Source organism: Microcoleus sp., assembly GCF_041354475.1.
Lineage (GTDB): Bacteria > Cyanobacteriota > Cyanobacteriia > Cyanobacteriales > Microcoleaceae > Microcoleus.
Map to the genome: position 1 here is coordinate 38,425 of NZ_JBGJZU010000008.1, position 12,015 is coordinate 50,439.

Annotated in this window: 9 protein-coding genes and 1 pseudogene; 7 read left to right on the top strand and 3 right to left on the bottom strand. The window is 46.0% G+C overall.

Features of this window, described 5'->3' with window-relative positions; all coding sequences use genetic code 11:
* Nucleotides 1–84: 84 nt before the first annotated feature.
* From ACBR23_RS04880 to ACBR23_RS04900, 5 genes are all read left to right on the top strand, one after another.
* On the top strand, nt 85–2,136 hold the full coding sequence (locus ACBR23_RS04880) for a nitrate ABC transporter ATP-binding protein (protein ID WP_371113614.1): 2,052 nt from the start codon (nt 85–87) through the stop codon (nt 2,134–2,136).
* A gap of 219 nt (nt 2,137–2,355) precedes the next feature.
* A complete protein-coding gene (locus ACBR23_RS04885) occupies nt 2,356–4,278 on the top strand; it encodes a nitrate ABC transporter ATP-binding protein (protein ID WP_371119148.1) in 1,923 nt (640 codons plus the stop codon).
* A gap of 90 nt (nt 4,279–4,368) precedes the next feature.
* Nucleotides 4,369–6,552 carry a molybdopterin oxidoreductase family protein gene (locus ACBR23_RS04890; RefSeq protein ID WP_371113612.1) on the top strand — a complete coding sequence of 728 codons (2,184 nt, stop codon included), beginning with the start codon at nt 4,369–4,371 and terminating at the stop codon, nt 6,550–6,552.
* A gap of 373 nt (nt 6,553–6,925) precedes the next feature.
* Entirely contained in the window at nt 6,926–7,237 is a 312-nt protein-coding gene (locus ACBR23_RS04895; RefSeq protein WP_341735986.1) for an RNA-binding protein, read from the top strand.
* A gap of 259 nt (nt 7,238–7,496) precedes the next feature.
* The gene (locus tag ACBR23_RS04900; protein ID WP_371113611.1) at nt 7,497–7,955 is read left to right on the top strand and encodes a phosphate-starvation-inducible PsiE family protein; all 459 of its coding nucleotides are present in this window, start codon (nt 7,497–7,499) and stop codon (nt 7,953–7,955) included.
* A 217-nt stretch (nt 7,956–8,172) separates the two neighbouring features.
* On the opposite strand, the gene rimM is transcribed toward ACBR23_RS04900, so the two are convergent.
* From rimM to glp, 3 genes are all read right to left on the bottom strand, one after another.
* On the bottom strand, nt 8,173–8,814 hold the full coding sequence (gene rimM, locus ACBR23_RS04905) for a ribosome maturation factor RimM (RefSeq protein WP_371113610.1): 642 nt from the start codon (nt 8,812–8,814) through the stop codon (nt 8,173–8,175).
* A 79-nt stretch (nt 8,815–8,893) separates the two neighbouring features.
* Nucleotides 8,894–9,526 (bottom strand): response regulator, encoded by a 633-nt coding sequence (locus tag ACBR23_RS04910; RefSeq protein WP_371113609.1) that lies wholly within the window; start codon nt 9,524–9,526, stop codon nt 8,894–8,896.
* Between the two features lie 10 nt (nt 9,527–9,536).
* Nucleotides 9,537–10,811: a gephyrin-like molybdotransferase Glp gene (gene glp / locus ACBR23_RS04915; protein ID WP_371113608.1), complete on the bottom strand. Its 1,275-nt coding sequence runs from the start codon at nt 10,809–10,811 to the stop codon at nt 9,537–9,539.
* 117 nt (nt 10,812–10,928) lie between these two features.
* Here glp and ACBR23_RS04920 point away from each other — a divergent pair, with 117 nt between their 5' ends.
* Both ACBR23_RS04920 and ACBR23_RS04925 read left to right on the top strand, forming a co-directional pair.
* Entirely contained in the window at nt 10,929–11,540 is a 612-nt protein-coding gene (locus tag ACBR23_RS04920; RefSeq protein WP_371113607.1) for a hypothetical protein, read from the top strand.
* Between the two features lie 182 nt (nt 11,541–11,722).
* Nucleotides 11,723–12,015, top strand: a pseudogene (locus ACBR23_RS04925) (Uma2 family endonuclease); the annotation flags it as partial.

Here is a 12,015-nt window from a genome sequence, read left to right on the forward strand (position 1 = left end):
ACCAATTAGCTATTACCAATTAGCTATTACCAAATAACAATTAATAATTAGCATCTGCTCTGTAAAAATTACCCTAAAAAAATCATGTCAGTATTTGTTGAAGTAGACCACGTAGACCGCGTATTTAACTTACCCAATGGTGAGCAATATATTGCGCTCAAAAACATTGAACTCAAAATTAAAAAAGGAGAATTTATCTCCTTGATCGGACACTCCGGTTGTGGTAAATCGACACTGTTAAATATCATCGCTGGACTGGATCAAGCAAGTCAGGGCGGGATTACTCTAGAAGGCCGCGAAGTCCGCGAGCCTGGCCCCGATCGCATGGTAGTGTTTCAAAACTACTCCCTGCTACCTTGGCTGACAGTCCGCGAAAATATTGCTCTAGCGGTGGATGAAATCTATAGAGATATATCTAAAGAAGACCGAGATTTAATTATCGAACACCACATCGCCTTAGTCGGACTGCGACACGCCGCCCACAAACGTCCAAGTGAAATTTCTGGGGGGATGAAACAACGAGTGGCGATCGGCCGCGCCCTGGCGATCCGCCCCAAATTGCTGTTGCTAGACGAACCCTTCGGCGCATTGGATGCTTTAACTCGTGGCGGTTTGCAAGACCAGTTGATGAAAATTTGCGAAGAAAGCAAAGTAACTGGGGTTATGGTAACGCACGACGTTGACGAGGCCTTGCTGCTGAGCGATCGCATCGTGATGCTAACCAACGGGCCCGAAGCGCAAATCGGGCAAATCCTCGAAGTCAACATCCCCCGCCCCCGCAAGCGTATGGAAGTAGTCAACCACCCCAGTTACTACGCCCTGCGTGGCGAAATGGTTTACTTCCTCAACCAACAAAAACGAGTCAAACAGCGTCGCGCAGCCCAACAAAAATCAGCACAACAACAATCCCCAGCGGTAGTTGTGTCCCGCAACGGCTTGGAAAAAGTCAACCTCGATATCGGCTTTATTCCCCTCACCGACTGCGCCCCCTTAGTAGTAGCCAAAGAAAAAGGATTCTTCAAAGCCCACGGTTTGGAAGAAGTCACCCTCGTGCGGGAACCTAGCTGGAAAGAAATCGCTAAAGGAGTCGCCCAAGGACGCCTAGACGCGGCCCAAATGGTGGCAGGAATGCCGATCGCCATGCTGCTAGGCTTAGACGGCGAAATGCCAGTCCCCGTCTGTAGCGCCTTAACCTTGTCCCGCAACGGCAATGCCATCGTCCTAGGCAAACACCTTTACAATCAAGGCATTCGGACCTTGGAAGATTTGAAAGCCGCGATCGACAGTACCCCCGATAAAGCTCACACCTTGGGCATGGTACACCCCGCCTCGATGCACAATCTGCTGTTCCGTTACTGGCTGGCCGCTGGGGGCATTGACCCCGACCTTGATGTCGGCTTAACCGTGATTCCGCCCCCACAGATGGTAGCGAATTTAAAAGCAGGCAACATCGACGGTTATTGTTCAGGAGACCCCTGGAATTCCCGTGCAGTCAACGACGGTACAGGTTTTGTCATCGCCCGTTCCCTGGATATTATGCCTGGACACATCGAAAAAGTCCTCGGTGTTCGGGAAGATTGGGCTCAGAAATATCCGCAAACTCACGTCGCCCTCGTCAAAGCCCTTTTGGAAGCCTGCGACTACTGCGACGATCGCCGCAACCGCCAAGAAATCTTAGAATTGATTTGCCAAGAACAATATATCGGTGCTGACCCGAAAGATGTGCGTCCGGGCTTCCTCGACCCTTACAATAACGGTACGACGACCAAACCGGAAATGGTTTACAACTTCAATCAGTTCTACGTTGACAAAACCAATTTTCCCGATCGCCTGGAAATGCTCTGGGTGACGGCGCAAATGGCCAGGTGGGGCATGATTCCATTCCCGAAAAACTGGGTGGAAGTAGTCGATCGAGTTTTGCGCCCGGATGTGTTTGGTCAAGCAGTCAGAGAATTAGGTTTGCCAGATGTCGGTCGCGATCGTCGTAGCATTGAACTATTTGATGGTAGTGTCTTTAATCTAGACGACCCGATCGAGTATCTAGAAAACGTCAAAATCAAGCGTAACGTCCGCATTGAAGAAATCTTAATTGAACCCGTAGGCAGTCAGTGTTCAATCAAACTGCCTGCGGCATAATCAGGAAGTCATTAGTCATTAGTCAGTAGTCAGTAGTCAGTAGTCAGTAGTCAGTAGTCAGTAGTCAGTAGTCAGTAGTCATTAGTCAGTAGTCAGTAGTCAGTAGTCAGTAGTCATTAGTCATTTGTCATTTGTTATTTGTTGCCGATGCTATAAAGGCCCGATGCCCATTCCAATTCTTCAACTTAAAACTCTTGCACTATTTTCATCCCATTTCCTATGCCTAATCCAGAAAACCCTAACCCCCATTCTGAAAATATGCAAACTCTCCCAAATCAAAAAACAACTAAAGCTAGCAACGACAAAACCTCGACACCATTTTTGTCGATTAAAGACGTATCAAAAGTCTACCAAACTCCCAAAGGCCCTGCCGTAATTCTCAACGGTGTAAACCTCCAGATTAATGAAGGTGAATTTATTTGCTTGATCGGTCACTCCGGCTGTGGCAAATCTACTTTACTCAACATGATCGCCGGATTCAACGGGCCGACAGAAGGAGAGATTGCACTCGAAGGTGCGCGGATTACTGAACCTGGACCCGATCGCATGGTAGTGTTTCAAAACTACTCGCTGCTACCTTGGCTGACTGCTACTGAAAACATCCACCTCGGCGTTGAAACTGTTTACGCCGAAAAGTCCCCAGAGGAACACAATGCGATCGTTCAGCAACACCTAGAATTGGTGGGACTTACCGAAGCTAGCAACAAAAGACCAGGCCAGTTGTCTGGGGGGATGAAACAAAGAGTTGCGATCGCCCGCGCCCTAGCTACTCGCCCCAAACTGTTGATTTTAGACGAACCCTTCGGAGCTCTAGACCCAATTACGCGGGAAGAGTTGCAAGAAGAATTGCTCAAAATTTGGCGGGAGTACAAAATTACCGTCATCATGATTACCCACGATATCGATGAAGCTTTGTTTTTATCCGATCGCATCGTGATGATGACCAACGGTCCAGCCGCTAAAATCGGGGAAGATATGCACATTCCCTTCAGCCGTCCCCGCAACCGCACGCGGATCATGGAAGATCCGAAATACTACGAACTGCGGAACTTTGCTTTAGAGTTCTTGTTCTCCCGCTACGCCCACACAGAAGGCGAGGAAGAAACCGAAACCGCCCTCCCACCCTTGCCCGAATCAGCCCTCAGACCCGCCGCTGTTCCGCAGGAAAAGTCGAGAACCAAGTTGGCGCCCGCAGAATTTGTACCTCACGCTTCGGAGCCCTCAGAAGCATCACGAATCAAAGGCGCTGTACTAGGAGTGTCTTGGCTATTCGCGATGAGTATTTTAGCTGCGGTCAATATGTCTCATGTTGGTAGTCAGCAAAAACAAAAATTAGCAGAACCAGCAACGAGTGCGCCGGCGGCTGCGGTAATTAGTTCTCCTCCCACTCCGGCTGCACCAATTGCTGCGACAACCGCACCGAGTCCTGCTGCGACAACCGCACCGAGTGCTGCTGCTACCACCGCGCCGAGTGCTGCTGCGACAACCGCACCAATTGCTGCTACGACAACCGCGCCTAGTGCTGCTGCGACCACTGCGCCCAGTCCTGTTGCGACTACTGCACCAATTGCTGCTACGACAACCGCGCCTAGTGCTGCTGCGACCACTGCGCCCAGTCCTGTTGCAACCACTGCACCGAGTGCTGCTGGGACTACTGCACCGAGTGCTGTTGCGACCACTGCGCCCAGTCCTGTTGCAACCACTGCACCGAGTGCTGCTGGGACCACTGCACCGAGTGCTGTTGCGACCACTGCACCGAGTGCTGCTGCGACCACTGCACCTAGTGCTGCTAAGATCACTGCGCCGAGTGCTGCTGCGACCACCAGCCCTACCTCACAGATTGCGGACAAAGCGCAACTCGATGCGATCGGACAGCAGTTATATGCACAAATTGACCAAAATTGGAGCACAACTCCCACCTTTACTGAAAGTTTGACTTATCGAGTCAAAGTGAAGCAAAACGGGGACATAGTGCAGTTCGAGCCTACAAATAAAGCAGCTAAAGATTTCGTCAAAGAAACTCCTCTGCCCGTTTTGCAAATTCCGGCCGGTGCCCCAGCAGGTGCTGAAAAAACTGCTGAATTTCAAGTAACTTTTAGCCCCAGTAATGGTGGTAAATTAGAAGTTAAAACTGGCAAATAGCTAATTGGTAAGATATACCGGGTTTTTTGCAAAAATTCGGTTTATCAATTACCTATTAGCTTAAAAAAACAAGCATCTATAAATTAGCAGATGGAAACTATCAAAACTCTTTGCCCTTACTGCGGTGTAGGTTGTGGTCTAGAAGTTGTTCCCGACAAAAACCAAGGTTGGAAAGTCCGGGGCGATCGCAACCACCCATCCAGTCAGGGCATGGTTTGTGTCAAGGGAGCAACGGTAGCAGAGTCAATTCGCACCGATCGACTACTTTATCCGATGATGCGAGATACTCTCGATCAACCGTTCCGCCGCGCTAGCTGGGACGAAGCACTAGATGCGATCGTCAACCGCATCCAAACAATTCGCAGCACTACCGGCACCGATGGTATCTGCGTTTATGGTTCCGGTCAATTCATCACAGAAGATTATTATGTCGCCCAGAAATTGGTTAAAGGTTGTCTGGGAACTAATAATTTTGATGCCAATTCTCGTCTGTGTATGTCTTCAGCAGTGTCTGGATACGTGCAAAGTTTTGGTGCTGACGGGCCGCCTTGCTGTTACGACGATTTAGAATTAACAGATTGCGCTTTTATTATTGGTAGCAATACCGCAGAATGCCATCCAATTGTTTTCAATCGCTTAGCAAAATACCATAAAAAAAATCCCCATGTCAAGATGATTGTGGTAGATCCGAGGCGGACTCCGACGGCGGAAGCAGCGGATTTGCACTTGGCAATCAAACCAGGTACTGATATAGACTTACTCAATGGAATTGCCTATTTACTGTTGCAAAGCGACAGCATAGATCCAAAATTTATTCAAGAATCCACAGTTCATTTCGAGCAGTTTGTGCAAGTTGTCAACACCTATACGCCGGAATTCGTAGCCTCGCGCTGTGGCATTTCTGTGGGAGACTTGGAAACCGCGGCTAAGTATTGGCAACAGTCCCAGCGGGTTTTGTCTCTGTGGTCTATGGGCATTAACCAGTCCTCTGAAGGCACGGCAAAGGTGCGATCGCTAATTAATTTGCACTTGATGACCGGTCAAATCGGCAAACCGGGATGCGGCCCGTTTTCCCTCACAGGCCAGCCAAACGCCATGGGAGGGCGGGAAGCAGGGGGACTTTCTCACCTATTACCGGGATATCGAACTGTGAAAAATGCCCAACACAGAACCCAAGTAGAGCAATTGTGGGGTCTGACACCCGGAAGTATTTCGCCCAATCCAGGCCGCACTGCTTGGGAGATGATTTTGGGTTTGGAAACCGGCCAAGTAGAGATGTTGTGGATTGCAGCTACCAATCCGGTAGTGAGTATGCCGGATTTGGAACGGACAAAAGCGGCTTTATTGCGATCGCCCTTTACAGTTTATCAAGAAGCTTACTATCCCACCGAAACCTCCGCCTACGCTCACATCCTCTTACCGGCAACTCAGTGGAGTGAAAAAACGGGAGTGATGACCAATTCCGAACGTCGCGTTAGTCTTTGTATCGGTTTCGACACACCTTTAGGGGAAGCCCGCGACGACTGGAGTATTTTCGCTGAGGTGGGACGCAGGTTGGGTTTTGCCGAACAGTTTGCTTTCAATAACAGTGGTGATGTTTACCAAGAGTTCGTACAGTTAACGCGGGGCCAGCCCTGCGACGTCACAGGCCTCAGTCACGAATACTTGCACCAAGAAGGCCCTCAGCAGTGGCCTTGTCGGGAAAATGAACCCAAGCATTCAGCCAAAGAAGCTAAGCGGCTTTACACTGATGCACGTTTCCCAACTCCCGACCAGCGGGCGAGATTTTCAGCTTATCATTCCCGTGGACTGGCTGAACCTCCAGACCCCAATTATCCTTTTGTGTTAACCACGGGCAGAGTTTATGGACACTGGCACACCATGACGCGCACTGGTAGAACCGACAAAATTAATCAATTGCACCCGGAACCCTTTTTGGAAATTCATCCCCGCGATGCTGCTAATTTGAAGATTAAGGAAGGGGATTTGTTGGAAGTTCGATCGCGCCGTGGTAAAGGAGTGTTTCCCGCAAAAGTGACTAAGGCGATCGCCCCTGGTACTCTATTTGTACCAATGCACTGGGGTTCTCTGTGGGCCCAAGGCGCCGAAGCCAACGCCATGACTCATGCTGAAAGTTGTCCTGATTCTAAACAACCGGAGTTAAAAGCTTGTGCAGTCCAGTTGGTGAGGGTTGGGGCGGAAATTGAAGCGGAAGTAGGTGAGTTTAATTGGACCCAATCTCCCATTCCAGTCAGTTCTCGATCGCGGAGTTAATTTTTTCAGCTCAATTTTTTCCGCTTTACACCTTTAAGTCCGATCGAAGCAACCAGGTTTTCGATCGGCCTGACTCTAATTTATAGGCACAAAAATTTGCTGTTTAAACCCACAACGTTGAGTCAGAAACCCTATTTATTCATAGCTTTTGCCTCAGTTCTGTTTGCTTTTTTATTGGTTGTGTTTGATTGATTTTTGGTGGTTTTTGGTGGTTTTTGGTTTTGCCTTTCGATCGACTATCACCAAATAATTGCAGTATGGAGCGATAGGTGCTATGATCTATTCATAAGGCTTATTTTCGGCAGTATAGTTCGTTCGATCGGCGTTCCTCCGGATTTAATTCTCTACACCCTCTAATTCTGGAGAATGTTTAATGTCAATTTATGTCGGCAATTTATCCTACGAAGTTACGCAGGAGCACCTCAACCAAACTTTCGGAGAATACGGCACTGTTAAGCGCGTTCAGTTACCTGCCGATCGGGAAACAGGTCGGATGCGCGGCTTTGCTTTCGTAGAAATGTCCACAGAAGCCGAAGAAACAGCAGCTATTGAAGCCCTTGACGGTGCTGAATGGATGGGTCGTGACCTTAAGGTCAACAAGGCAAAACCCCGCGAAGAACGTGGTGGTTCTAATGCCGGTGGTAACTGGGGCGGCGGCAACAATCGCTCTTCTCGTCGCTACTAAAGCATCCAAGCTAAATTTTTAGCTTCCTTGCTTGTCCCTAGGCTGGCCGCGAGTTAGGAGTCAATAATCCTTCTCTATTGACGAAAGAAAACTGTCTCCGCGATCGTACCCAGTCTTCAAATCCTCAAAATATTGTCGTTTAGCAATAGTTTGAGGATTTTTTATGGCAAAAATTCATCAAGCAACCCCAGACACAGGGGATTGCCAAGAACAGCAGACAATGACATTATCAATAATAAATCATCATTAAGTCACGGGTATGCTGAAAAAAATACTGAGGCAACTTTCTAAATTCGGCAGCGATGAACAATTTCTGCACTTTACTGAAAATGTAGAAGTAGTCGTATCGAAAGTTTTATCTCTGGCGATGATTTTGGTAATTATCATCAGCGTTTGTGATTTGCTAATTTATGTAGCAAAAGAATTAATCAATGACCCCCAGACTTTGTTAAAAGACACGCTATTTGTCATCTTTGGGTTATTTTTAAATGTTTTAATCGCGCTAGAAATCTTAGAAAATATTACAGCTTACCTGAAAAAGCACGTCATTCAAGTAGAATTAGTCATTGTCACTTCTTTAATCGCCGTCTCTCGTAAAATAATTATTCTCGATTTAGAAAAGAAAACTGCCGCCGACTTAATCGGTTTAGCTACAGCAATTTTCGCTCTTTCCATTAGTTATTTGATAGTCCGATACACGAATAAAGGAAATAATTAATATTCCGGGAATTAGGTCTAGGGAACTTTAAACCTTATTCCTTATTCCTTATTCCTTATTCCTTATTCCTTAAATCCGTTATATCAAATCCTCTCTTCATCTGAATTATTCATCTATCTATTCTCTCTCTCTGTGTCCTCTGTGTTCTCTGCGGTTAAATCATTCCGATGCAACGGTCAACAATATTACAAAATCCGTCACTTAACTTTCTGATTCCTTAAATTTCATCCAACAAACCAGAAGGAGGAACAATTTCAATTCGACCTTTTTCTAAATCAACAATTGGAACTATCTCTTTCACAAAAGGAATCAAAACCTTTTTTGTTTGGAGTGGTTTAACACGAGGAGTTTTACGTTTTTTGCGACGACTATCTTTGTGTTCAACCTGTACAGACACAGTTTCTGCTACTTCCGATTCTGCCGCCTTTATCGCCTCAGTGGGATTTAATTCAACTTCCAAAAGGTCATTTCCGGCGGGAATAATATCACTGACTTTCCCCAACAGTTCTCCGGTTAATTGATTGAAAACCTCCATCCCAAACAAATCTTGCACATAAAACTCATCTGGTTCTAGGTAAGGTCTCGATCCTTTTTGCACAAAAAGTTTGCAGCCCCGCAGCGCCTCAGCAGCATCCCGGTCTTCCACCCCAGCCACCTCTACAGCATACAATCCTTTGCCCGGAATGTAGCGACCGCCCAAAAATTCGATCGCTTCTGGTTCTGTTTTATTAGGAAACAACAGCCACCGCTTTCCCGGTTCGACAAACCTTTCCGGGAAATCAGAATCGGGATATACTCGCACTTCCCCGTATAAACCTTGAGCTGCTACAATTGTACCGATTTCTATCCACTCAGACATAGATTATTTGTGATGTGTTATTTGTTAGTAGTTATTTGTGATTGTTGGTTAGCCAACGGACAACTGCCAACTGCCAACTTTAAACCAATCCAGTTCTAAGCGCCACAACTGCTGCTTGCACCCGATCGTCTACAGCCAACTTATTCATAATACCACGAACATGAGTTTTAATAGTATTTGGACTCAAATAAAGCGCCGCAGCAATTTCAGGATTAGTATTACCTTCCACCATCAACCTTAACACCTCCAATTCCCGCTGCGACAATTGACCAAAAGTAGTTGTAGACACAGGCGCTGGAGGTTTAAGATGTTCAATCACAGTGCGAGCGATTTGAGGATCGAGGTATGTAGCCCCCTCTGCCGCCGCCGCGATGGCTGCTAACAACCTATCCACAGAAGCACCTTTAATACAATAAGCATCAGCACCGCTAGAAAGAGATGCAATAATTTCAGTTTCTGCCATATGGGAAGTCAACATCACTACTCGAACATCGGGTAATTGCGCTTTAATTTGTTGCGTCGCCGCTATCCCATCCAGCCGTGGCAAACCGATATCCATGACAATAATATCAGGTTTGAGTTTCAGTGCCGCTGCTACTCCTAAATAGCCGTCTTCTGCTTGTCCTACTATTTCTATATCTGGGGCATCCGCTAAAACTTGTTCTAGCCCCAGTTGCATCATCGGATCGTCTTCAACAATTAAAATTCTCATAGTTAAATAACTAATGACTAACTTTTAAAACATCAACAAATTCTCCTGCTAAAAGCGAGGTTTCCGTTGGTGGTAACACTGCCAAACCAGTCGTATTTGCCAAGTTAACTAAATTCGCTGAATTTTGGCTGCCACTGGCTGGTTCAAATTCCCATGCTCCCGCCACTAAATACAATTTACCCCAAACATAGGTCTCCCGCTGACCTTGCGATCGCAATTCAACATGACATCGAGCCCGCACCAACTCCGGCCCCCAAGCATCCGCGCCCATTCCAGCAATCTTTCTCAAAGCAGGTACCACAAACCGCCAACAACATACTAACGCTGAAACCGGATTTCCCGGCAAACCAAAATAAAGACAATCAGAACTCATCATCGCCGAATCCGATTTGTTTTCATCTCGTTTAAACTGAGCAACCGTCAAAGGCTTACCCGGTTTAATAGCCACAGAGCGAATGTGAATTTTCCCTCCCAAATCCGCCAATATTTGCTCAACATAATCATATTCTCCTACCGAAACCCCACCAGTTGAAAGCACTACATCTGCTGTCGAAATAGCTTGACTGATTGCTTTTGTTAGTTCCTGCTGATTATCGGGAATTATCCCCAATCTTATCACTTCACATCCCATTTGCGTCAACAAAACAGTCAAAGCATACTGGTTTGAGTCTACCAATTTACCCGCAGACAAAGGTTGGTCTGGTGATACCAATTCATCCCCAGTAGAAAATATTGCCACCCGCACTCGCCGATAAACCGGCACTTGAATACACTGTGCAGTTGCTAACACTGCGATTTCCGAAGCATTGATAACAGTACCCGGATTTAACAAAGGAGTTCCTGCTTGATAAAAAGCGCCTTGGTGACGGACAAAAGCTTGAGGTTTACCAGGAGCAACCAGGATCGAAACACGATCGCCCTCACGCCTAGTTTCCTCCTGCATTACCACCGTATCAGCACCTGGGGGCATCATCCCACCCGTAAAAATCCGTGCCGCTTGTCCAGGTTGTACAGTATTTTGAGGCTGATATCCCGCCGGAATCTCTTCAACTATCTCAAGGGCGACAGGTTTGTCACTGTTGCAATTTTCCACATCAGCAAACCGCACCGCATAGCCATCCATTGCCGAATTATCCCAATAGGGAAAATCCAGGGAACTTGTGACAGTTGCGGCCAAAACTCGCCCCGATGCAGCCAGCAAGTCTACAGTTTCTACATCCTGCTGATTGTCAAGGGGTTGGGCAAAATTTAGTACGATCGCTTCTGCTTCTTTGACTGACAGCATCACTGTCTCCTGGTTTTGATAAGACTCTGATTAGTTTATCAAAAAAACCGACCTAGTGGAGTGATATAATTTTTTTTGTGCTTCGACGGTCAAATCGCATTTTTCTGTAAATCGCTTATGACTATTTCTCGCTCTCTTGTTAAATTAAATTGTTTCTCCTTATTGCTGGTGGTAGTGTTGATAATTATCACTCAATATTCGGGTTTGAAAGTCAGCGATTTATTCTTTAACCCTTATTTTTCCCCCAATCCAAATGTCGCATTATTAACTCGGACTTTCCAGATTTTATGTGCTGTACCTGTCATTGTTTGTAGTTTCACTTATGGATTAGCAAAAAGTAGCCACCCCCGCCATTTTGGCAATCAATTTATTTTATTTTCTGCCTTGTTAACTGGTGGATTTCTGCTCAATGAAATTTACAGAATCCATATATATATGATAGGGGTAGGGATTCCCAAACTGGGAGTATGTCTTCTGTATGCTGTTGTTTTGTCTTCCTATGGATGGTTTTTTCAGCGAGAACTTAAGTTGACTCCCTACAAAATATTGTTAGTTGGTTTGGGATTGTTGTTTTTGGCGATCGGGATTGATACTCTCAAATTAAAAAGCCAGATACTTGCCAGTTTACTAGAAGGAGTTCCTAAATTATTTAGTGAAATCAACATTGCCTTTTATTATTGGTATGTCTGTAAGTCTTTCCTGCAAAAAACTTCTCTATCAATCGATTAAAAACTAAGTATAATCATGTGATACAATAGAATAGGCAAGGACAAAAAAGTCAACTCAAAACCTTTTAACCAGATTAATATTTACAGTATCTGCATCGTCATTCATCTGCGTCCCAAAAAATCCAACGCATCCTATAAAATACCATGATAGCAGCCACCATCAACTTTAATGCGATCGCCCAAATCACCGATGACCAATTTTATCAACTGTGTCGCGAAAACCCCGATGTCAAATTTGAACGCAACGCCCAAGGAGAAATAATCATTGTGTCACCGACAGGAGGAGAAACCGGAAGTTACAATTCTGAAATTAATGCTGATTTTGTGATTTGGAACCGACAAACCAAACTGGGAATTTGTTTCGATTCTTCAACTTGCTTCAAATTGCCAAGCGGTGCAAATCGTTCTCCCGATGTTTCTTGGATTAAACAAGAAAGATGCGATGCACTCACTCCCGAACAAAAACAGAAATTTCC